This window comes from Nocardia sp. SYP-A9097 (assembly GCF_009649815.1).
Classification (GTDB): Bacteria; Actinomycetota; Actinomycetes; order Mycobacteriales; family Mycobacteriaceae; genus Nocardia.
Map to the genome: position 1 here is coordinate 70,015 of NZ_WJIC01000014.1, position 21,887 is coordinate 91,901.

Consider the following 21,887-nt stretch of genomic DNA (forward strand, 5'->3'; position numbering starts at 1 on the left):
TCCGGCGCTTCTCGATTCCTGACCGGTCCGGCCCCCGCTACGGTGGGACGCGAATCTGTTCACCGATCAGCTCTTTCCGTGGAGGCGACGTGCGCACCATCGCTCGCATACTGCTCGTCCTACTGGTCTTGGTGGGCGGTGCCGGACTGCTCGGTCCGACCGCACTCGCGACCCCGTCGATCGACGATGCCACGGCGAGCAAACTCGACGAACTCCTCGCCGTCCGGCAGGCCGCCGGCGCTCTCACCAAAGGCGAGGTGATCAACCAACTCTCGGCTCACTTCCTGGGCACCCCCTACGGCGCGAACATGCTGGTCGGCTCCGCCACCGTGCCTGAGGAACTCGTCGTCGACCTCCGCCGAGTCGACTGCTTCACCCTCCTGGACTACGTGGAAGCCCTCTCCCGCTCCACCACCCGCGACGACTTCCTCACCAACCTCACCGAAACCCGCTACACCAACGCCACAGTCGACTTCCTGCACCGCAAACACTTCTTCACCGACTGGGCCACCACCTCCCGCACCGCAGCCGAAGACATCACCGCCACCCTCACCCCCGCCGCCATCACCGTCCCCAAACACCTCAACACCAAATCCGACGGCACGGCATACCTCCCCGGCCTCCCCGCCGTAGACCGCAACATCACCTACATCCCCGCCAACGCGGTCAACGACGCGGTCATCTCCCAACTCCGCACCGGCGACTACATAGCCGCCTACGCCGACCAACCCGGCCTCGACGTATCCCACGTAGGAATCTTCATCTCGACCCCCACCGGCCCAATCTTCCGCAACGCCACCTCCCTCTCCGCCTACCAGGTAGTCGACACCCCCCTCACCGACTACGTCGCCACCACCCCCGGCCTGATAGTCCTGCGCCCGCACTAGACCGCTGCATCGTCAGACGGCCGTCGAGGCCACGATCGATTCGAGAATCTCGAAGGGTTCTTCTTCCGTTGCGGCGAGCGGACTTCCGCAGACGTATCCCGTCAGGTCCGCCGCCAGGCGAAGTATCGGATTGAACCAGTCGACCTCGTCGAAGTCGTCCTCCCAATCATCCGAATCGTCCGTCCACCCCTTCGATTCGATGTATTCCAGATACTCCTCGTACTGCAACTCCGCCAGAATCTCGGCAGGGACGCAGCCGGAAAGCCGCGGCCGGAAGTCGTCGACCGGCGACACGATTCCCCAAACCTTGCGCCCATCGCGCCACACCGATACCTCGCTGTGCCCGACCCCGTCGATCTCCGCGGCGGCAACAATTTCACGACCACCCGACAGTCCCGTCAAATCCCATGTGCCTTCGAGCATTCCGACGGCACGATCCTCAACCACCAGATACGCGCCCTCCGGCCGCACCACACCGCACAAGACCGGCTTCGGTGACTTCGAGCGAATCCCGCTGCGCCGCACCCCGAGTGCATCACATGCCGCCTCCGGCGTGGTGGCACGAAACAGCATCCAATTGGAACAGAACCCCATCGCGAAACTCCCTGTCTCCATCAACGAGCGCAAGCTACCGCGCCCCGCCGACAGCGGAGCTTCACGTCCATCTCGACACCGATGTCGCCGCCCGGAGCGCATACTGTTCAAACCTGGCTGAAGTCGGCAGCGCCGCCGCGAGTGTTGTTCCGCGGGAAGGACATCGGCTGATGACCGTGCGGGTTTCGGCGGCAGTAATCGTAATCTCGGCAACGATCAGCGCGCTGCTGTGCGGACTGGGCGCACCCCCCGCGCAAGCGGACCCCCTACCGCAGTGGACGCCCTTCGGCACCACCCTCTACACCTTCGGCGACGCGAATTTCTGCACCGGCGCAATCGGTGTCGCGCTCGAAGCCACACCCCAACTCCCCGGCCATGTACTCGCACATGTGACCCCGTACGGATACCAGCACGGCCCGTGCGGCAACCACGTCGTACTGGGCTGGTTGGGTTCCGCCGGCGGGCGATCCCAAGATGTATACATCCACACCGATGCGACGCCCGGCAACACCGTGACAGTCGACCTCTGGGTAGGAATGGGCCCGGCCAAGTTCATCGTGAACACCTGGCCCCTCCAGGGCCCGTTCCTCGAGTGGTACCTGCTGGTCCCATAAGATCGCGCGGCGTATTCCACTGGGCCACATCCCCGTTTCGGCCCCACTGGAGGGTGTTGGTGTTGGTGTTTGTCGTTTTGTCCTTGTTCGCGGGAGCCCCGAATTCATAAGCGACATCACGCGAAGAACCTCACCAGTCAGCGCTCAATGTCGACACCATCTTGAAGATTCGGGTGAGGGTGCGGGGTTAGTTGACGGTGGGGACCATGCCGCCGTCCATGCGGAGGTTTGCGCCGTTGATGGAGGCGGCGAGGGGGCTGGCCAGGAATGCGGTCAGGGTGGCGATTTCGGCGGGGGCGACGAGGCGGTCGGAGGGGTTGGTGCGGGGGCCGTTGAGGAGGGCTCGGGTGGCGGCTTCCGCGTCTTCGCCCAGGCCGTGGGAGCGGCCGAATGATCGGGCGAAGTCGAGGAAGGCGTCGAGGAGGACTGGGCCGGGGCTGATGGTGTTCACCGTTATTCCGGTGGCGGACAGTTCTTTCGAGAGGCTGACGGTGAGGTTGGCCAGGGCTGCTTTGGCGGCGCTGTAGGCGGCTCGCATGGGTAGGGGGTTGGGGTTGGCGGCGCTGCCTATTTGGATTACGCGGCCCCACTTGGCATTTCGCATGGCGGGGGTCAGGGCCTGGATCAGGCGGACCGCCGAGGCGACATTGGTGTTGTAGAGGGTTAGCCAGTCTTCCGCGGTGGCTGTGGTCCAGCCGTCCGCACCCAGACCAGCGGCATTGTTGACCAAGATGTCGATGCCGCCGACTCCCCCACCCTCGGAATGACTTTGGCCCCGGCCCACCTGTCAATCCGAATGCGCCAAGCAGTCGGCCTCCCGCCGATCCCCGGCCTCCTGGTCCGCGAAATCACCCCCGGCTCCCCAGCCGAAAAAGCCGGAATCCGAACCGGCGACGTCCTCACCGAGGCCAACGGCCATCACCTGCGCTCGATCGACGCACTACACATCGCCCTCTCAACCGACACCCCCCTGCGGATCTCCCTCACCCGCGGCGTCGACGAAAACCACACGCTCCCAATCGATCCGACCCCAAATGACTCCGACAAGAACCCCCTCCGACTACGGTCCAGCCGGGAATCCACTTGATCTGATGTCCAGACCTCTGCCGCCGTCAGATCTCCAAACCGAGTACTGCGGCGAGGCGTTCGGCGGTGGATCTTACTGTCGCACCGCCGTTTTCGACAAGGTCGGGCACGGCCGATCGCGCGAACAGCGAAAAGCCGAGGTATCGGGCGACTCCTGCTGTGCCCGGTCGAGCATCGCGACAGTGGCGAGCGGCTCGTCACGCATGTGATGTGCCCGTGCGATCTCGGACATGTGGAAGCTGCGCCGTGGTGCGCAAGAGAGCACTGATTCGACCTTCGCGACCACCGCATCCGCTTCCAGCGCTTCAACAATCGCGTCCGGCGAGGATTGAGTCAGCTCCTCGCGACTTGCGCGATGAGCAACCACTATGACGTGGAAGCCTGCGTGCCTGGCGCAGGCGATGTCATTGGGGGCATCGCCGATGATTACGGTTCGTGCCGGGTCCAGGGATTGGCCGTACTTGCCGGGGAACCGTTGGGAAATCACGGCGGGGAGGTCGAATCGGTCTCGGGCGTCGGATCCGAATGCGCCGATTTCCAGATCCAGGTGGTCGTCCAGTCCCGCGACGCGGAGCTTGACCTCTGCTGCCGAACGCAGGTTTCCGGTCAGGACGGTTTGAATCAATCCGTGCTTGTTCAAAGCCGAAATCGTTTCTGCCGCACCCGGATACGCGGGCTGGTCACGTGCCAGCTCGGCCTCGCCCTCGGCCATGACGTGGGCCAATTGGTCATGGAACTGCTCGACTCCGCGTTCGGCGGTTTCTACCGGAATGCCGGAGGCGAGCGCGGTATCCACGACGATGGACTCATCGGTGTAGCCGTGTACGCGCGCTGCGGGAAAGACGACCTCGGCTTCCGAGATGCCGTATGTGCGAGCGACAGCCCTGCGGAGCCAACGTAGGTCGGCTGGAATCAGGGTGCCGTCGACATCCCAGACGACCAGGCCCGCGCTCGCCACGCTCATGACGTGCATTCTGACAGAGCCGCCTCAGTTGGCTTGTGGGGCGATGGTCTCCAGGGTGAGTCCGGTTCGGGCGCTGCGGGTTCGGCCCCATTCGTAGAGGGCGGTGAGGACTGGGACCAGGGTCCAGCCTTCTTCGGTGAGGGCGTAGTCGACCTGGGGTGGGGTGGTGGGGGTGGGGGTGCGGCGGACGAGGCCGTCGGATTCGAGTTCTCGGAGTTGTTGGATGAGCATTTTTTCGCTGGTGGTGGGCATGCGGCGGCGGAGTTCGCCGTAGCGGTGGGTTCCCTCCTTCAGGTGGGCGAGGATTACCGGTTTCCATTTGCCACCGATGAGGTCGACGGTTACTTCTACGGGGCAGTGGTAGCGCTTGGCGGGCATGGTCACCTCGGGGTGCTTACCGGAAAGTGAGTACTTGTAAGAATGTAATCATCGGGTTTGCATGGACTGCGTACGGATGCATCGGAACTGCGAACACGGAGTCGAAAACTCATGAAGGTCATCACTTTTGATCGATTCAAGCCGGGTGTCACACTGGAGACCATCACTCCCTTCCTACCCGAGGAGGTCGCGAATGTGTGGCGGCTGTGGAAGGCCGGGATCGTGCGGGAGAACTACGCGCGGGCCGATGAGCCGGGGGTGGTGATCGTGTTCGAGGTGGAGAGCGTCGACGAAGCCAAGCGGTACATCGACGATTTCCCGCTGACCAAGAAGGGTTTCCTGGAGTGGACTTACGTGCCGGTGACGGCACCGCTGCCACTGGAGGCGCTGATGGATGTCTCCGTCGACGTCGCCGAACCCTACGACCGGACCAAGTGAGGCGATATGCGATACGCGTACGGACTGACCATTCCGCAGACCATCGAGGATGCGTGCGATCCGGGTCGGATGGCGCTGATCATCTATGACATGCAGGTCGGGATCGTGCGGCAGATACCGGACGGGGAGCGGATCACCGAAGCTTGTGTGCGGCTCCGGGATGTGGCGCGGGAGAAGGGGTTTCGGGTGTTCTACACCCGGCACATGTCGATTCCGGTAGCAGCGGCCGGTGTTTCGCAATTGCGCACCGCGATGGAGTGGCAGCGGGTGGACGATCCGAGCCAGGTGCACGCGCCGTTCCCGCAGGGCTCACCGCAGTATCAGCTGGTGCCCGAACTGGAGCCGGGGCCGAACGAGGTGGTCTTCGACAAGATCACCATGTCCGCCTTCGCCGCCACGCCACTCGATATCGCGTTGCGGGACTTGGGAATCGACTCGTTCGCTATCGCTGGCATCGCCCTGGAGGTCGGTATCGACCCCACCGTGCGGCATGCCACCGATCTCGGCTACCTCCCGATCATGGTCACCGACGCCTGCGGCGCGGGACATCAGGAGGCCGCCGAACGCGCCTATGCCACTTTGGCTTTCGCCGGCGGGTCGCGCACGACCGATACCGCCACGCTGATCAAACTGATGAACCGCGGCTGATTCGGGATGGCCTGGACTCCAGGCCATCCTCAGCGGAATCGCGAGAACAGCTGCGAGGCTGCCGGATCCCAAGGCGCGGAGCGGGATCGAGTCAGCGGATAGCAGGCGAAGCCGAGCAACACGGCGGTGAAATGCCCTACGGCGGTGAAGGTTTGAGCGATCAGCAGCGGAACACCGTAGAAGACGACGACTCCGGCGATATAGACCCAGCGCCACGGCCGAACCAGGTGATAGGCCAGCACCGCAACAATGCCCGCCAACGCATAGCTCACCCCGTAATCGAGGGTGTGTACCGCGGATTGCGGAGCATGCCCATTCCGGATCGCCCACAGCAGCACCCCCTCGCTGACATAGGTCGCGCCGATATGCGCGATGAGCAGCACGGCCAACCAGCGCAGCGTGCCCAGCCAGCGTTCGGCCTGCGCGTGAAACACCGTGTAGGCGACCGCGTACACCGGCCAGCCGCCGCCCGCGAGCCAGAACGCGCTGGCGATCAGGACTCGAATCGGATCTTCCTGCAGGTGATGCAGGTTCGTCGAACGATTGCCCAGGAAGATCTCCTGGGCATGCGGCGACAGATGACTCAGGAAAATGGTGCTCGCCAGCAGCATGGCGAGCCAGATATAGGTGCCGGGCGCACTGCGCAGATAGGCCCAGACCGCGTGCAGGCCAGCGGTCGAACGCTCGCGCTGGGTCTCGGACATGCCTAGTTCTAGCGCCGGCGCTGCCGGGCGGTGAGCAGCCCAGCGAGCCAGCCCACCACGAACAGCACCAGCAGCACCAGCCACATCGGCGAACGAATGGTGATGAGCAGGAATTCGATCGAGACCTTGCCACGGTTCTCGACCACGAACAGGATCGCCAGAATGGTGAGCGCGACCGCCACCCACTGGGTCGGGGTGATGCGGGACAGGAGGGACCGCTTTTCGGGGCTGCTCATGCTCACTCCTCACGGGAAGATGCCGACCGGTCGGTGAAACTACCGTCCAACTATCCCCCGCGACATGGGAAAACCCGATCATCCACCCAGGCGAGTCGACCGATCAGGCCGGATCGAGCGCACCGGAGTGGTAGTGCACGGCCGCATTCCAGAGGAAGAAGCTCGCGATACCCACCGCGGCAGCCGCATCCACCTGGGCGCGGACCTGGGCATCGCCATAATTCACGCCCAAACTGAAGTCCTGCAACCACGGGATGACCTTGGCCTCGGTCCCCTCCACCTGACGCTGGAAATCCTGGAGTGACCGGAAGACGATGTCGTAAGGCTGCGAGTTCGGGCTCGCCACATCGTATTCACCCGGATTCCAATGCGAGGGATAAAGCATCGGCGCGACATAGTCGAGTTGACGCGCCATCAGCGGAATATCCTGCGCGATCTCATCGGGCCGGGTGGCCGCTATCCCGAAGACCGCCGCGCTCTGAAAGGCCCCGGCGGCGCGCACCGGATCGCGACTCTCCCGCAGGAATTCGGCGATGGAAACCGTCGGCGCATCGACGAGCCCCGGGAACACCATGCTGGAGAGCGACCCGTCCGGCCTGCGAATGTAGTCGTACATGATCTCATCGAAGCCCAGTCCGGCCGCCTCGGTCGCGAGATCGATATTGTATCGGCGTATTTCGGGGCTCGCGAAGTTCGTGAACGCGATCGAACCATAATTACTGGCATACGGCCCGCCACCGGGATTCTGAATCACCCAGTCGGGATGCCCGGCATGCCAAGCCCATTCGGCCATGGTGCTATCACGGAAGGCGACAATCCGGCCGACCACTCGAATTCCCATGTCGTGCAGGGTCTTCAGCGCTTCACCGGCGTTGTAGATACGCGCCGAGGCACCGGATTCCCGGGCCAGCGGTACCTGCGAGTCGTAGCCGACGACACCGTCCTCATCCTTGATATCGAGTTGAACGGTGTCTATCCGCCCCTCGCGCGCCATATTCAGCACATCCTCGCGCATGGGTTCATAGGCCCAGGCGTACGCGGTGACGTGTACGGCCCGAATCCGCGGCACCTCGGCCCGGACGGTGATCGGCTGGGTGACGGTCTTGCCGTCGGCGTCGGTGGCCACCACGGCGACCCCGGCGGTCAGGCGCGCCAGCGTGACCTCGAAGCTCCCGTCGGCGGCGGGCGTGACGGCCTGCCCGGCGACGGTGAGGTGCTTGGCCCCGATCGCCCTGCCGCGCACGGTGATCGGCGCGTGCAGTGAGGTGACCGGCGCGGGCTGGGTCACCTCCAAGGCGAGCGGTATGACCGCCGCGGCGGTCCGCGCCCCGGGATCGATTCGCAGGAAACCGATGATCAGACCGGCCACGACAATCACCACTGCCGTGGCGACGACTACCAGTCGTCGCCGCCCGGCAGCCGGGACCCGCTTCAGCAACGCCCACACCAACTCTCACTCGAATTCCCCCAACTATCCGCTGTCCGCGCACCGTGCGGACGGGATTTCCGACTCTCATCCGAGACGGGTTGGCGGACAGTAGAGTTCGACAATGGCCAAGATCGTGGGCCTGCGGGTGATCACCGCGGCACTGCTCATATTCGCCCCCGCCTGCGCCGCACCGGAGCACGAAGCGACAGTCCCCACCGCCCGGCCGGTGGGCGCCACGACCCCACCGCCCGATCCGGCCGCCGTCGGCGCGAATGAACTCGGCGTCGTCCCGATCCTGATGTACCACCAGCTCTCGCCCGCTCCGGCCGGTGACTACGATCAGACCCCGGACAAGTTCCGGGCCGAATTGGATCGACTGCTGCGCGAGAACTACCGGCCGATCACCGTGTCCCGCTACGTCTCCGGCACGATCGATCTGCCCGCCGGCACCCATCCGGTCGTCCTCACCTTCGACGATTCGACCATCAGCCAGCTGACCTTCACCACCGAGGGCAACCCCGCGCCGGACACCGCCATCGCGATACTGGAGGATTTCCGCGCCCGGCATCCCGAATTCGGTTCCACCGCAACGTTCTTCGTCAACAACGAGCCTTTCGCGAATGATCCGCGGGCACTACCCTGGCTGGTCGCACACGGCTACGAGATCGGCGCGCACACCGCCACCCACGCCAACCTGGCCCGCCTGGACAGCACCGGCGTACAGCGTGAATTCGTGCAGAACCTGCGTGCCATCGCCGCCGCAGTGCCGAATCAACCGGTCCGGACAATGGCTCTGCCCCTTGGTATTTCACCGGTCGATCGCACACTCGCCACCGCCGGCAGCTGGGACGGCACCCCCTACACCTTCGACGCGGTCCTGCTGGTCGGCGCGGAACCGGCACCTTCGCCGTACGGCGCACTCGATCCCGCCGCCATCCCCCGCATCCGATCGGGACGCGCGCCGGTCCCGTTCGACTCCGTCTACTGGCTCGATCAGCTCGCCGAACATCCGGAGCGCCGCTACACCAGCGACGGCGATCCGGCCCGAATATCCTTCCCCCGCACCCTTTCCGGCGAACTCACCGCGCGCTGGTCGCCACAGTCGGCCCCATACTGAGCACCGGTTCGTCCCTAAGGTCGGCCGCGCGCGAAGCGAGTTCCTACCGCCTCGAGCACGACGGCCGCGCCCGTCTCGGCTGGTGAGCAATGCTCCGGCCCGCACCGATTAATTCCGGCGAGGCACCCCGTCCATATGGGTAACACCGCCAACTACACGGGAGCACATTATGCGGAAAATTACTGCGGGACTGTTCATTTCGGTCGACGGCGTCATCGGCGAGCCGCAGGACTGGCACTTCCCCTACTTCAACGACCAGATGGGCGAGGCCGTCGGCGCACAGCTCGCGACCGCCGACACCCTGCTGCTCGGCCGCGTCACCTATGACACTTTCGCCGCCGCCTGGCCGGACCGCGAGAACGCGGGCGGCGAGGATGCGGGCATGGCGAAATCACTGGGCGATGCCCGCAAGATCGTCGTATCACACCAGGAACTCGATCTCCCCTGGCGCAATTCCGAGCAGCTCCAAGGTGACCTGATCGAGGCTGTGACCGCGCTCAAGCAGGAGCCCGGCGAAACCGACATCGCCATGAGCGGCTCCCCATCCATCGTGCGCCAACTCCTGGCCGCCGGCCTGCTCGACGAACTGCACCTACTGGTGCACCCCATCGCCCTGCGTCAGGGCCTGCGCCTCTGGAACGAGGGCAACGCCATCCCACTGCGCCTGCTCTCCGCCGAAACCTTCACCACCGGCGTCCTGCACCTGGTCTACACCTCCGACGACCACGCCCCCGAGGGCGGCTACGAGCAGGCCCTCGCGAATCAGCCCAAGTCCCGCTAGCCGAGACCCGCTGCGCTGCAATATCTCCCAGCCAAGAACCGGTGCGTCACCCGGTGGTGACCTCGGATGTGTTGCGGCCCGCGCCGATTCGCAGGGCGTGGGTGCCCAGGCCGGTCGGCCGGAGGAAAGGGAGGCTCGGGCGGGGTTCGGGGGCGGGGGGTTGGGGGCGGAAGCGTTGGAGTAGTTGGGGTTCCTGGTAGCGGCGACAATTGGTGTGCCAGTTCAGGATTCCGGCCATCCAGTCTTGGAGTTCGGCGGCGCGCTGGTCCAGGACTCGGCGGACGGATTCGTCGAGGTTGTACTCCTCGTACAGGGTGGGGAGTTCGCGCGACACTACGCGCTCGAATTGCTCCAGGCGAGCGGTCATCAGGTCGTTGACCAGGGTGACGGCGCGGTCGCGGTCGCAGCCGAGGAAATTGCGGATCACGCTGACGCCATTGTGGAAGTCGCCCTCGAACTCGGTCTCCTTCTGATAGGAGAACAGGTCGTTGAGCAGGACGGCGTAGTCGGCGGCGGTGTTCTCCAGATTCGAGATGGTCTGGGTGCGATAGACCTGCGGCGGCACCAGATTGCCGTGCGAGAGCCCGGACAGCGCCTTGGTGAGGTCGGAGCCGAAGGTGTCGCGGCGCATTTCGACATAGTCGATGGGGTCGGGAATGCGGTGCAGGGTGTGGTTGAGCACCTCCCATTCGCAGGCGGTGAGGAAACTCTGTACGGCCCTGCGGAATTCGTGCCGCTGCTCGGTATCCAGGGGCGCGGTGGTGCGGGTCCACAGATCGAGCAGGCCGAGTTCGAGCGGATTGGCGGGCGTCGCGGCGGCGGGCCCGTCGATCGGCATGAACTCCTGGAACCGGCGGCCCTGGACCTTCGCGCCGATAATATTGCGCGTCGGGAAGAAGGCCGCCGGATAGTAGTCGTCCACATAGGTGCCCCAGGCGAGCCAGCAGGTGGCCAGATCCAGTTCGGCGGCGGTGGCGTCGGGGTCCAATCCCGAAGAGCAGAGCGCGAAGTCGAAGTCGCGCAGGTCCGCTTCGCTCCAGATATTCGACGGCAGCCCCGGAACGGCTGCGAGCATGCCCATTTCGCGGGCCCAGGTGACGATGTTCTCGCGGGCGCTGTCCAGTAGTGGATTGAGCCGGAGCTCGAAGGGCATATAGATCTCCGGCAGCGGAGTCGCACCGACCGGTTCGTACGGTTGATGCGCGAACCGCGCGAATCGCTCGAGCCCCAGACTCCCCGGCGTAATCCGCAGTGCCGACATCCCCAGCCCGGCGGGCGCGAACGCCGCGAGCAGCGGGTGAGCAGCGCTCTTGCGGCTCCCCTTGTTCATATACCGGCTGGACCGCAGATGCCATTCATGCCCGCCGGACTGCCAATCCTGTAATCCCTTGGCGTACAGCGACACATCGCCCTGCTCGGCCGGGCTCACCCCGTATTCGGCGAACAGCAGCGGTAATTCGGTGAGCGCGGTGTACTCGAACTGCTGCACCCGCGAGGTGAGCAGATCATTCACGATCTCCGCGGCCGACTGCGTATCCACATCCAGGAATCGCTCCATGACCAGGATGCCATTGGCATTCTCGCCCTCCTGCCGCACTTCCCGCTCATACGAGAAGATGTCATTGCGCAGGTGCACGGCGTCGGCGAAGGTATCGCAGAGCACCCGCAGCGGCCGGGTGGGCGCGAGTTCGGCGGGTACCTCGGCGTGTACGGCATGCTCGACCAGATTGGCCGACCAGGGCGCACCGCCGACCTTGCGGCGCATTTCGATGTACTCGATCGGATTGGCGACGCGGCCCTCGGCGATATTGTTCAGCTCCCACCGCGACTCCTCCAGCAGTGCCTGGGTGGTGGTGGCGAAACGCCGCCGCCAATCCAGGGACATGCTGGGCACGGTGCGCGGCCACAGATCGGCCAGCCCGCGTTCCACCGGATTGGTCGGCTCGGGCATATCGATCCCGGTGAGCGGCATGAATTCGCGTAGCCGCTCCAGGTATTCGCGCGCCCCGGCAATATCGCGGGTGCGTTTGTAGAGCTCGAGGAAGTGGTCGTCGAAGTAGAAGACCCAGACGTACCAGTCGGTTATGAGATCCAGCTCGGCACCATCGCAGTCGGGATGCGTGTAGGCGCAGAGCAGCCCGTAGTCATGGCGCTCGAGATCGCTCTCATCCCAGATGTGATGGCCCTGCTGCGGTTCGAAGAACCCCATCTGCGCGGCCCATTCGCGGGTGTGCGCCCGGGCCTGCTCCAGATGCGGATTGAGCCGAGCCGGATAGGGCATGTAGAAATCGGGAAGTTCGAACGGCTGCACGGCACAACCCCCTGGAGTCCTCGACCAAAACGCTTTGTTTCCAATTGCGGGCGGAGCGAAGAGCACTGGACCTACGACCAGCGGAAGCTCCTGTGCGGCAGGGTTTCTGCCCCCGTCTACGGTACGGCCGGCGCGGCCAACTTTCACGGGAATCGGCGATTGCGCACCCGGGCCGCGCTATCGGCGGTGGTGCGGCCGGGGCCGATTCGCCCAGCGCGGGTTGGATTCGTCACGGCGGTAGGCGGTGACCTGCCCGGCCACCGCGAAGTGCACCCGAATGGCCTCCGACAGCACCTCACCGTCCGCGGCCACGGCCTCGGGTTCGTTCAGATGCACGGTGAGCTCGGGCACCTGGGTTTCGCCGTAGACCTTGCTGCGTCCGATGGCGGCCAGCGACAGCGCGAGCACCGCCCGGGTGCGGGAGAACCGGATATCGGCGCGCAGCCAGCGCACATCCAACAGCCCGGCATCGAGTCGAGAACGGAAGGCCGGGACCGCACCGTGCGGGTGGTACGGACCGTTGCCGACGAACACGAACCACACATCGTGCCAACGGCCTTCGAAGCGAATCCGAATCGGCTCAGCACGCCGCAGCATAATGATCAGCGCGACCGCGAAGGCCGGCCACTTCCCCCAGCGGCCCTGCCATTTCTCGCGCAGCCGCACCAGATCCGGATACGCGCCGAGGCTCGCGGTATTGATCAGGTGATGGGTACGCGTACCGGTGGCGGTCTCCAATTCCACGCTCGCGATATCGACCGCGACGGCCTCGCCGGCACCGGTGGAGTCGACCACCTCCAGCAGGTCGTAGACGCCGAGATCGCGGGCGAAGTGATTGAGCGTGCCGGTGGGAATGACCACCAGCGGCAGGTTGTGCGTCAGCGCCACGGTGGCGGCCGCGGCAATGGTGCCGTCACCGCCCGCCGCGCCGACCGCGAGCACCTCGGCGGTCCCGGTGACCTCCGCCAGCAGCGTCTCCAGGTGTTCGACGCAGTCCCGGCCGGGTTCGGTGCGATGCACAATGGCAGCCGGAAGCGCGGCGACCACATCGTCATACGGGTCGTAATCCGCCGCACCGGAGACCGGATTCACCAGTACGACAAGCCCTTTGCCGTCCACCATGGTGGGTGCCTCGCGCACCAGGTGTGCCGCGGCCTCATCGGAGGTGCGCACCGGCCACCAGCGCCGGGTGGCCAGCGCGACACCGGAACCGACTGCCGCGCCGACGAATACGTCCGAGGGCCAGTGCACCCCGGTATGCACGCGCGAGTAGGCGACCGTCGCCGCCAGCGGGGCCACGATCAATGCGGTGCGGGGACTCTCCAGCGCGACCGCCGTCGCGAAGGCCGCGGCCGAGGCGCTGTGCCCGGAGGGGAACGATGACGAGGACGGAAAACGGATGGCTCGCCGGGCCGAGGGCAGCGCCTCGGCGGCCGGCCGGCGGCGGGCGAACAGGGATTTGAGCAGTACATTGACGGTCAGGCTGGCGCCCGCGACGGAGATGACCCCGCGCAGGGCCGCGCGGCGGGTCGCGCCCTGACGGCTGGCGAGCAGGACCGCGATACCCGCCCACAGCACGCCACGATCGGCGGTGTGGGTCAATCGCAATATGCCGCGATCGGCCACCGTCACCGGTATCCGCGCCACCGCGCCATTGACGGCCTTGTCGAAATTGCCTACCCGCTGGAACTTTCGTCCGAACCACGCACTCACGCCAATGAACCTACCGGGTGCGAGAGACGAATGACCTTGCGCGAGCGGCGCACTCACCGGTCCAGGTAATACCGGTGCATGAAGCGGCGCAGAATCTCCGCGGGTATCGGCACCGATTCGCGATGACCGAGTTCGGTCAGCAGATCGGCCTCCTCCGGATCGAAATAGCCTGCGTTGCGATAGATTTCGATGCGCAGTGCCAGTCCGTCGCCGTCGAGTTCGGGATGGAATTGGGTGGCGTACACGTGTTCGCCGACCCGCACCATCTGCACCGGGCAGCCCGCCGAATCCGCCAGCAGCACCGCACCGGGCGGGACCTCCTGACACGCCTCCTTATGTCCCACGAAGGCGCGAAAGGATTGCGGCAGGTCCGCCAGCAGCGGATCCTGCCGGGCCTGCGCGGTGAGTTCGATACTGGTGGCCCCGACGGTCTCGCCGTAGCGCTCCTCGCTGACCCGCCCGCCGAGCACATCGGCCAGAATGCTCAGGCCGTAGCAGGCGCCGAGATACGGAAAGTCCCGCGCTACAATCTCATTCAGCAGTTTGCGCAGTTTCGGTTCGAATTCGCGCTGGTAGTCGTATTTGCGTTCCTCCGGATTGCTGACATTGCTGGGCCCGCCGCCCACGATGACCGCGGAGAAATCGTCCAGCGTCAGATCCGGGAACTCGCGATCCATCTGCACCCGAATCAGATCGCCCGGTGCGAGCCCGCCCATGCGCAGCACGGCGTCGTACTCGTCATCGGCGGCGGCGGTCTCCGGGCGCAACTGCAGTAGTACGCAGGGCTTGGGCATGGCTCCGATTATGGAATACCCGGCCACCGGAAAACTGGGAAGTCCACTGGGCAAGCTGAAGTTGGTTGCGAGCGGTGCGGCCATTCTGTCACCGGTTAGGCCGCCGGTCACGCCCCGAAGATCGCCAGATGGATCAGGCCGCCGACCACGCCGAGGGCCGCACCGTGCACGAACAGCAGCCATTCGTCCTGGCGGGTGGCCGAGCGCAATAGATCCACGAAGTCGCGGCGGTCCAGGGTGCGCATCTGGGTGGCGACGAAATCGCGGATGCGGACGGTCTGCGACGAGAGGAAGGTGGGGTCCGCGAAGGCGGTCTGGGCCAGCGACAGAATCTCGGGGGTGGCATCGGATTTGAGGCGGTCATAGCCGGAGCGGCCCAGCGAGAAGCGCACCGCCGGTTTGGCATGGCCAACCGCCTCGTCGATCGATGCGCCCAGAATGGAGTCGAGCATGGCGGTGGTGCGATCCGCGCGCGGGCCCGCCAGGAGTTCGCGAGCCAGGTTCGCCGGTGTCATGACCTCGCCCGCAATAATTTCCGCGTACCCATCGGCGATCTCATTGCGGCGCTTCAGCATCAGCCCCTGCCGCCACGGCACCCACCATTTCGGATGCAGCGGTTCATAGATCATGGTGATGCCGACCCAGTTCACGATGTACCCGATCACCACCCCGCCCAGCGGCAGCACCCACCAGTACGGGAAGAAATACAGGATGGCGACGAGTACGAAACCCATCGGGAAGCCGAAGTAGAACCCGAAGTTCCTCATGAATCGCAGTTCGTCCGCGGCGATTTCGCGGAAGATGCGATTGATCAGCCGCGGATTGGCGGTGAGATGCCGGATGGTCATCCACTTGGGGTCGATCAATTCCTCGATATGATCACCGATGGCATCGGTGATCGCCCGGGCGCTGACAGGCAATTGCTCCGCGACCCGGCGATACACCAGCTCCCGCGCGGATTCGGGCAGGTTGAACCACAATTGCGGATTCCGGCGCTCCAGAATCCGCGCCACTATCGCCGGAACCTGTGGGCGCGTGAGCGTAACCAACTGTTCGGCAATGCTGTCCGGATCGAGCTCCCGATAGAAGTCGGACATGCTGCCCAGCTTGGACAGCCCCTTGTCGACGGCAATGCTGGACATCTTCTCCGCCCGCGACGGCACGATCCCCTGCCAGCCGACCCGCCCGTCATCGGAGAGCAACGGCAGCACCTGAATGCGCCGCGGCAGATACGGGAACACCCAGCGCAACCCCGGCAACCGGAACCCGTGGAACCGGATCGGCTCGAACAGCATGAGAATGCCGGTCCAGTTGGTGACATAGCCGATGACCCCGGTGAACAGTGGAATGGTGATCAGCTTGAGCCACACGATCTGAGGGTACGGCCCCGAAGACCTGAACACGGGCAATTTTCCCCATCGGGCGCGGCCTGTCCGCTGACCCCGAACCACGCTGCCGGAAGATAGCCGCCGCGACTCCTTCCGTGGTACGACGCGAACCGTCCATACCGTGGATATCGTGAAGCCATGGCTGAATTCGGCAGTGCCGCCGCATCCCAACCGCCCGCGATTCCCGGGGTGCGGCGGTCGTTCATATCGGCTCGGGGCGTGCGGTTCCATGTGACCGAGGCCGGGCCGGAGGATGGGCGACCGGTGGTGCTGCTGCACGGATGGCCGCAGCACCATTACGCGTATCGGGATCTGCTGGCGAATCCGCCCGCGGGACTGCGCATTATCGTGCCGGACCTGCCCGGGTACGGGTGGTCAGGGCCCGCGCCGCATCGGTGGGCCAAGGATGATGTGGCCTCGGACCTGTTCGCACTGCTCGATGAGATGGGTATCGAACGGGCCGTGCTCGGCGGTCACGACTGGGGCGCGTTCATCGGGTATCGGATGATCTTGCGGGAGCCGGAGCGGTTCTCCGGATACCTGGCCATGAATATGGCGCACCCATGGGTGCCCAAATCCGTTGTGATACGCAATCTTTGGCGATTCCTGACCTATCAGCCACTGATCGCCATCGCGGGGAAGCCGGTGCAGCAGCGCACCGGATTCCTGGAATGGGCGATCAACAAGAGCATCAGCGATCACTCCGCGGTGAGCCGCGAGGTGGTGCGCAGCTTCTCCGAACGCTTCCGCGACCCGGTATGCGCGCAAACCGCGACCGACACCTATCGGACGTTCTGGCTGAAGGAGATTCCCCAGTCCGCCCGAAACCCGGAGCGCCGACGCGGAACCATCCCCATTCGCGTGCTCTTCGGTATGGATGATGTGGCCGTGCACTACTCCATGGCCGATCCTGCCACCGCGAAGGCCGACGACTACACCTTCGAAGCTGTCAGCGGCTGCGGCCATTTCATCGTCGACGAACGCCCCGATTTGGTGCGCGCCCGCCTGATCGAATTGGCGGACAGCACCGAATAACGCCCAGCGTGACATTCAGTGATCCCACCGCAAAGGCGATGATGGCCGCGGGTTCGCGTCTACCCGGCCCGGCAGATCGGCGACGTAACCGTCGGCAGATCAGCGGCACATCTGTCGGCAGATCAGCGGCGCAACGCGTTCCGGATCTGTGGCTGGCGATAAAGAACTCCGTCGATCGGGATCCACGTCCGGGACGGTTCCTATTGACAGGCTCGGCCCGGCTGCTCGGCCTCAGCACTCTGCCGGATGCGCTGCCCGGGCGCTCCGAGACCATCGAGCTGTTCCCGCTGTCGCAGGGCGAAATCAATGGCACGCCAGATGGATTCATTGATGCCGCCTTCACGCTCGGGCATCACATCCGCACTGCGGCAACCGAGCTGCGGCGCCGTGACTACCTGGCGTTGGCTTCCCGTGGCGGCTACCCCGAAGCCGTCCAACGAACTACGCCACGCCGCCGCGCGCAATTCTTCAAGTCCTATCTCGACAACATCATGAGCCGCGATGTCCATCAGATCGCCGATATCCAGCGCCTTTCCGATATGCGACGACTGATCGCCGCGCTGGCCGCACAGAGCGGCGGTCTGCTCAACTACAGCCGACTCGCGTCTGACCTGGGCATTCCAGCCAGCACCGTCCGTACTTACATCGGCCTACTCGAGGTTGTCTATCTGGTCCATTCGATACCGGCATGGTCCGCGAACGCCACTGCCCGCGCCATCGCCACCCCGAAACTCGTATTCACCGACTCCGGGCTGGCAGCTCATCTGTTGACCGGCATAACCAACGACGCGGCGAACGGCGGCATGATCGAAACCTTCGTCCTCGGTGAGCTCACCCTCCAACCCACCTGGAGTCAGACGATGGCCCGACTCCACCACTACCGCGACCGCGACGGCTATGAAGTCGATGCCATTCTCGAAGACAATGCGGGGCGCATTATCGGTATCGAGGTCAAGGCTTCCGAAACCGTTCGTACCGATGATTTCCGATCCCTGCGCATCCTGCAGACTCGTCTGGGTGACCGCTTTCATGCCGGTTATGTCCTGTACTGCGGGGACCAACAGCTCCCGTTCGGCGATCGGTTGTCTTGCCTGCCGATCAGTTCACTGTGGACGACGCCGTCATTCTGATCGAACCCGCCTGACTAGCGGGCAACCCCATTTCCGGTGTGCCCGGCGAGCAGGCTGCTGAAGGGGGTCAAGGCACCGAGGGTGCTACCGGAGGTGCGTTTGCGGGGTTCGGTGTCCTGCAGGAAGCCGGCTACGGAGGTGGGTTCGGCTACTACGAGGGCGGCGAATTCGGCTGCGGCGCGGTGGATTCGGTCGGTCAGGCCGGTGGAGCCGAAGTCTTCGGTGGCGGCGAAGACGCCCGTCGGGACGATTACCGCGCGCAGGTAGGTGAAGAGGGGGCGCATGGCGTAGTCGAGTACCAGGGAGTGGCGTGGGGTGCCCGCGGTTGCCGCTATCAGGACCGGCATGGCGTTCAGGGCATCGGGGTCGAGGATGTCGATGAACATTTTGAACAGGCCGCTGTAGCTGGACGCGAAGACCGGGGTTACCGCGATCAGGCCGTCCGCCTGCGAGATTCGTTCCCGCACAGCCGAAATGGTGGGTGTGGCGATACCGCCGGTGGCCATGGTGGCGGCGAGTTCGGTGGCCAGTTCCCGGAGTTCGATCACCTCGAGCTTCACGCTCTCCCCGCGCCCGCCGACCGCCGCGGAGACCGCGGCGGCCAGCTGATCGGCGAGCAGGCGGGTCGAGGACGGCTGGGACAGCCCAGCGGTGAGTACCACGACTTTGCGGCTCATCTGTTGTGCCTCAATTCGATTCGACCGGAAGCCGGTCACGGGCGGGCTCGACCAGGTGGTGCGGGGCGTCCGGTCCGGCGGCGACCAGACTGGTGTGGGTGGGCGGATCGCTGGGCACATGCTCGGGGCGGCGCAGTTCGAACTCCTTGCGCAGCACCGGAACAACCTCGCGGCCGAGGATCTCGATCTGCTCCAGCACCATGTCGATGGGCAGTCCGGCGTGATCCATCAGGAACAGCTGGCGCTGGTAATCGCCCGCGTAATCGGCGAAACCGAGGGTGCGCTCGATGACCTGTTCGGGGGTGCCGACGGTCAACGGGGTCATCTCGGAGAAATCCTCCAGGGACGGCCCGTGCCCGTAGACGGGCGCGTTGTCGAAGTACGGCCGGAACCGCCTCTTCGCCTCGGCCTCGGTCTCGGCCATGAACACCTGCCCGCCGAGTCCGACAATCGCTTGATCGGCACTGCCGTGCCCGTAGTGCTCGAAGCGCTGCCGGTACAGGCGCACGATCTGCTCGGTGTGCTCCTTGTTCCAGAAGATGTTGTTGTGGAAGAACCCGTCGCCGTAGTACGCGGCCTGTTCGGCGATCTCGGGCGAGCGAATGGACCCGTGCCAGACGAAGGGCGCGGTGTGATCCAGCGGTGCGGGCGTGGAGGTGAAGCCCTGCAGCGGTCCGCGGAAGTTGCCCTCCCAGTCGATGCGCTGCTCGCGCCACAGCCGCCGCAGCAGGTGGTAGTTCTCCACCGCGAGCGGGACGCCGTCGCGAATGTCCTTGCCGAACCAGGGGTATACCGGCCCGGTATTGCCGCGCCCGAGCATGAGATCGACGCGCCCATCGGCCAGATGCTGCAGCATGGCGAAGTCTTCGGCGATCTTGACCGGATCATTGGTGGTGATCAGGGTGGTCGCGGTGGACAGGATCAACCGTTCGGTGCGGGCCGCGAGGTAGCCGAGCATGGTGGTCGGCGAGGACGGCACGAAGGGCGGATTGTGGTGCTCGCCGGTGGCGAAGACGTCGAGGCCGACCTCTTCCGCCTTCTCGCCGATGGCGACCATCGCCTTGATCCGCTCCGCCTCGGTCGGCGTGCGACCGTTGGTGGGGTCGGTGGTGACGTCCCCGACGGTGAAGATTCCGAACTGCACGAGTCCTCCTCGGATCGAAAGCCAAGATTGTGGATATGGCAACCAAATGAACCAGGGGTCCCCGCGGGTTATTCCACTAGGCTGGTCGATCGATGCGGAGACCCATATGAGCAGTGAAGTGGAGGGCGGCCGGACCGTTCCCGAATCGATCGAACCCCGCGGCGGGACGATCGATTCCGATATCGACGTGCACTCCCCCGCCCAGCGCCGCGAACTGCACGACCACCCCGTCACCGTGCTCACGGTAATCGCCGCGGGTGGCGCGCTCGGTGCGCTCGGCCGCTACGGCCTGACCCAGCTGTGGCCGACACCCGGCGGCGGATTCCCGTGGGCCACCTTCGGCACCAATGTGCTCGGCTGCTTCCTGATCGGCGTTCTCATGGTGGTGATCACCGATATCCGGACGATGCATCCGCTGACCCGGCCGTTCCTGGGCGTGGGCATTCTCGGCGGGTTCACCACCTTCTCGACCTACGCCAATGAGACCCGCGGACTGCTGCAACCCGGCACGGTCCCGCTCGCCTTCGCCTACATGGCGGCAACGCTGCTGTGTGCGTTGCTCGCGACACTCGCGGCGGTCGCGCTCACCCGCGGCCTGCATTCGACGCTGCGCCGGGAGGCCGCGCGGTGACCGCCCTCTTGGTCACGCTGGGCGCGATGATCGGCGCACCACTGCGCTATCTCACCGACCGTACGGTGCAGACCAAGCACGACAGCATCTTCCCGTGGGGCACCTTCACCGTGAACCTCATCGGCTGCCTGGTGCTGGGCGGTCTCGCCGGCGCGGCGGTCTCGTCGCCCGTTTACGCCCTCGCCGGCACCGGTTTCTGCGGTGCGCTGACCACCTACAGCACCTTCAGTTTCGAGACCGTCCGGCTGGCGGAGCAGCGCGCCTACCTGTACGCCGCCATGAATATCGTGGTGAGCGTGATCGCGGGACTGGGCGCAACCCTGTTGAGCTACACCGCTTTTCAGGCGATGTCCTGATCACTTGGACAACACTTACTGTCTGAGTCAATTCTATTGTGCGCCAATCGCTTTCGGCGCGACACCTTAGGCGAAAGCCGAACCCCTTGCAATGGTGTGATGAATTGTTTTATGCCACAACGCGAACCAGTAGCGATAAAATCCCCGCCATGTAACCTACCGGTCAGTAGTATTACATGGCAGAGGGAAGAGATCTTGGATCAGTCGGGTACACCGGTCATCCGCCGGGCTACCGAGCACGACATAGAGGACATGACGCGAATCATCTCCAGGGCATTCGCGACCGACGATCCGATCGAGGAGTACGTCTTCCCGGACGAGGCGGATCGGCACCGCAGATCACCGCGCATGCTGCGCATAATGATCCGGTACCGCTTCCTGCCCGCCGGTGGCGCGGCGGTCTCCACGGTCGACGGCAAAGTGGTGGGCGCACTGCTCTGGTATCCGGCGGGATACCGCAAATCACTGTGGCGCGAGGCGATTTCGGGGCCGCTGCTGCTGTGGGCCATGGGCGCGGGGACCGCCCGGGGCATACACGTGGACGAGGCCATCGCCGAGGTGCGGCCGGTTCGGGGACACCACTTCATGGTGTATCTCGGCGCGGACCCCACGGTGCAGCGCTCGGGTGTGGGCCGCTCACTGGTCAACTGGCTCGACGCATTGGCCGATGAGCGCAATGAGACCGTCGGCGGCATCTGCAAGGACGGCAATATGCCGTACTACGCCACCTTCGGTTATGAACTGGTTCAACGGGTCCGGATCGGGAGTACCGGACCTGAAATGAACTTCGTTCTGCGGCAACCGATTACGGTGCCGTCGGAGTAATTCCGGC

General features: G+C 65.0%; 25 protein-coding genes. 12 read left to right on the forward strand and 13 right to left on the reverse strand.

The window, feature by feature from the left end; translation table 11 throughout:
- The first annotated feature begins 89 nt into the window (after positions 1–89).
- Positions 90–887, forward strand: a complete 798-nt coding sequence (locus GFY24_RS25610; protein WP_309231319.1) for a DUF1460 domain-containing protein — start codon at positions 90–92, stop codon at positions 885–887.
- Between the two features lie 12 nt (positions 888–899).
- On the opposite strand, the gene GFY24_RS25615 is transcribed toward GFY24_RS25610, so the two are convergent.
- On the reverse strand, positions 900–1,460 hold the full coding sequence (locus GFY24_RS25615; RefSeq protein WP_153807657.1) for a hypothetical protein: 561 nt from the start codon (positions 1,458–1,460) through the stop codon (positions 900–902).
- Positions 1,461–1,651: 191 nt separating this feature from the next.
- On the opposite strand from GFY24_RS25615, the gene GFY24_RS25620 reads away from it, so the two are divergent.
- The gene (locus GFY24_RS25620) at positions 1,652–2,095 is read left to right on the forward strand and encodes a hypothetical protein (RefSeq protein WP_153807658.1); all 444 of its coding nucleotides are present in this window, start codon (positions 1,652–1,654) and stop codon (positions 2,093–2,095) included.
- A 187-nt stretch (positions 2,096–2,282) separates the two neighbouring features.
- Here GFY24_RS25620 and GFY24_RS25625 read toward each other — a convergent pair whose 3' ends face one another.
- Positions 2,283–2,879, reverse strand: coding sequence for an SDR family oxidoreductase (locus GFY24_RS25625; RefSeq protein ID WP_309231320.1), 597 nt, complete (start codon positions 2,877–2,879; stop codon positions 2,283–2,285).
- 12 nt (positions 2,880–2,891) lie between these two features.
- Between GFY24_RS25625 and GFY24_RS25630 the strand changes: the two genes are divergently transcribed.
- Complete coding sequence (locus GFY24_RS25630) at positions 2,892–3,182, forward strand: PDZ domain-containing protein (RefSeq protein WP_228566652.1); 291 nt, start codon at positions 2,892–2,894, stop codon at positions 3,180–3,182.
- A 72-nt stretch (positions 3,183–3,254) separates the two neighbouring features.
- Here GFY24_RS25630 and GFY24_RS25635 read toward each other — a convergent pair whose 3' ends face one another.
- A complete protein-coding gene (locus GFY24_RS25635; RefSeq protein ID WP_153807660.1) occupies positions 3,255–4,145 on the reverse strand; it encodes an HAD family hydrolase in 891 nt (296 codons plus the stop codon).
- Between the two features lie 24 nt (positions 4,146–4,169).
- Positions 4,170–4,523: a helix-turn-helix domain-containing protein gene (locus GFY24_RS25640; RefSeq protein WP_153807759.1), complete on the reverse strand. Its 354-nt coding sequence runs from the start codon at positions 4,521–4,523 to the stop codon at positions 4,170–4,172.
- Between the two features lie 111 nt (positions 4,524–4,634).
- On the opposite strand from GFY24_RS25640, the gene GFY24_RS25645 reads away from it, so the two are divergent.
- Both GFY24_RS25645 and GFY24_RS25650 read left to right on the forward strand, forming a co-directional pair.
- A complete protein-coding gene (locus GFY24_RS25645; RefSeq protein WP_153807661.1) occupies positions 4,635–4,961 on the forward strand; it encodes a hypothetical protein in 327 nt (108 codons plus the stop codon).
- Positions 4,962–4,967: 6 nt separating this feature from the next.
- A complete protein-coding gene (locus tag GFY24_RS25650; protein WP_153807662.1) occupies positions 4,968–5,609 on the forward strand; it encodes a cysteine hydrolase family protein in 642 nt (213 codons plus the stop codon).
- A gap of 29 nt (positions 5,610–5,638) precedes the next feature.
- On the opposite strand, the gene GFY24_RS25655 is transcribed toward GFY24_RS25650, so the two are convergent.
- From GFY24_RS25655 to GFY24_RS25665, 3 genes are all read right to left on the reverse strand, one after another.
- Positions 5,639–6,313, reverse strand: a complete 675-nt coding sequence (locus GFY24_RS25655; RefSeq protein ID WP_153807663.1) for a rhomboid-like protein — start codon at positions 6,311–6,313, stop codon at positions 5,639–5,641.
- An 8-nt stretch (positions 6,314–6,321) separates the two neighbouring features.
- Positions 6,322–6,549: a DUF1049 domain-containing protein gene (locus tag GFY24_RS25660; protein WP_153807664.1), complete on the reverse strand. Its 228-nt coding sequence runs from the start codon at positions 6,547–6,549 to the stop codon at positions 6,322–6,324.
- A 103-nt stretch (positions 6,550–6,652) separates the two neighbouring features.
- Positions 6,653–7,996, reverse strand: coding sequence for a putative glycoside hydrolase (locus GFY24_RS25665; protein ID WP_309231321.1), 1,344 nt, complete (start codon positions 7,994–7,996; stop codon positions 6,653–6,655).
- Positions 7,997–8,099: 103 nt separating this feature from the next.
- Here GFY24_RS25665 and GFY24_RS25670 point away from each other — a divergent pair, with 103 nt between their 5' ends.
- Together GFY24_RS25670 and GFY24_RS25675 are read left to right on the forward strand one after the other, a co-directional pair.
- Positions 8,100–9,095, forward strand: a complete 996-nt coding sequence (locus GFY24_RS25670) for a polysaccharide deacetylase family protein (protein ID WP_153807666.1) — start codon at positions 8,100–8,102, stop codon at positions 9,093–9,095.
- 169 nt (positions 9,096–9,264) lie between these two features.
- Positions 9,265–9,876 (forward strand): dihydrofolate reductase family protein, encoded by a 612-nt coding sequence (locus GFY24_RS25675; RefSeq protein WP_153807667.1) that lies wholly within the window; start codon positions 9,265–9,267, stop codon positions 9,874–9,876.
- A gap of 46 nt (positions 9,877–9,922) precedes the next feature.
- On the opposite strand, the gene GFY24_RS25680 is transcribed toward GFY24_RS25675, so the two are convergent.
- The 4 genes from GFY24_RS25680 to GFY24_RS25695 form a co-directional block, all read right to left on the reverse strand.
- Entirely contained in the window at positions 9,923–12,187 is a 2,265-nt protein-coding gene (locus GFY24_RS25680; RefSeq protein WP_309231322.1) for a germacradienol/geosmin synthase, read from the reverse strand.
- Between the two features lie 177 nt (positions 12,188–12,364).
- Positions 12,365–13,900: a phosphatase PAP2 family protein gene (locus GFY24_RS25685; RefSeq protein WP_309231323.1), complete on the reverse strand. Its 1,536-nt coding sequence runs from the start codon at positions 13,898–13,900 to the stop codon at positions 12,365–12,367.
- A 53-nt stretch (positions 13,901–13,953) separates the two neighbouring features.
- Positions 13,954–14,694 (reverse strand): glutamine amidotransferase, encoded by a 741-nt coding sequence (locus GFY24_RS25690; RefSeq protein WP_153807668.1) that lies wholly within the window; start codon positions 14,692–14,694, stop codon positions 13,954–13,956.
- Between the two features lie 107 nt (positions 14,695–14,801).
- Entirely contained in the window at positions 14,802–16,064 is a 1,263-nt protein-coding gene (locus tag GFY24_RS25695) for a DUF445 family protein (protein ID WP_309231324.1), read from the reverse strand.
- Positions 16,065–16,220: 156 nt separating this feature from the next.
- Here GFY24_RS25695 and GFY24_RS25700 point away from each other — a divergent pair, with 156 nt between their 5' ends.
- Together GFY24_RS25700 and GFY24_RS25705 are read left to right on the forward strand one after the other, a co-directional pair.
- Complete coding sequence (locus tag GFY24_RS25700; protein ID WP_153807670.1) at positions 16,221–17,117, forward strand: alpha/beta fold hydrolase; 897 nt, start codon at positions 16,221–16,223, stop codon at positions 17,115–17,117.
- A gap of 41 nt (positions 17,118–17,158) precedes the next feature.
- The gene (locus GFY24_RS25705; protein ID WP_228566668.1) at positions 17,159–18,247 is read left to right on the forward strand and encodes an ATP-binding protein; all 1,089 of its coding nucleotides are present in this window, start codon (positions 17,159–17,161) and stop codon (positions 18,245–18,247) included.
- A 14-nt stretch (positions 18,248–18,261) separates the two neighbouring features.
- Here GFY24_RS25705 and GFY24_RS25710 read toward each other — a convergent pair whose 3' ends face one another.
- Both GFY24_RS25710 and GFY24_RS25715 read right to left on the reverse strand, forming a co-directional pair.
- Positions 18,262–18,924, reverse strand: coding sequence for a CE1759 family FMN reductase (locus GFY24_RS25710; RefSeq protein ID WP_153807671.1), 663 nt, complete (start codon positions 18,922–18,924; stop codon positions 18,262–18,264).
- A gap of 10 nt (positions 18,925–18,934) precedes the next feature.
- Entirely contained in the window at positions 18,935–20,068 is a 1,134-nt protein-coding gene (locus GFY24_RS25715) for an LLM class flavin-dependent oxidoreductase (RefSeq protein ID WP_309231325.1), read from the reverse strand.
- Positions 20,069–20,174: 106 nt separating this feature from the next.
- Here GFY24_RS25715 and GFY24_RS25720 point away from each other — a divergent pair, with 106 nt between their 5' ends.
- The 3 genes from GFY24_RS25720 to GFY24_RS25730 all read left to right on the forward strand — a co-directional run bounded on the left by GFY24_RS25720 (position 20,175) and on the right by GFY24_RS25730 (position 21,880).
- Positions 20,175–20,699 carry a CrcB family protein gene (locus tag GFY24_RS25720; protein ID WP_153807673.1) on the forward strand — a complete coding sequence of 175 codons (525 nt, stop codon included), beginning with the start codon at positions 20,175–20,177 and terminating at the stop codon, positions 20,697–20,699.
- Positions 20,696–21,055, forward strand: a complete 360-nt coding sequence (crcB, locus tag GFY24_RS25725) for a fluoride efflux transporter CrcB (protein WP_309231326.1) — start codon at positions 20,696–20,698, stop codon at positions 21,053–21,055. The genes GFY24_RS25720 and crcB overlap by 4 nt, the downstream gene beginning before the upstream one ends.
- Before the next feature lie 195 nt (positions 21,056–21,250).
- Positions 21,251–21,880 carry a GNAT family N-acetyltransferase gene (locus GFY24_RS25730; RefSeq protein WP_153807674.1) on the forward strand — a complete coding sequence of 210 codons (630 nt, stop codon included), beginning with the start codon at positions 21,251–21,253 and terminating at the stop codon, positions 21,878–21,880.
- Positions 21,881–21,887: the final 7 nt, after the last annotated feature.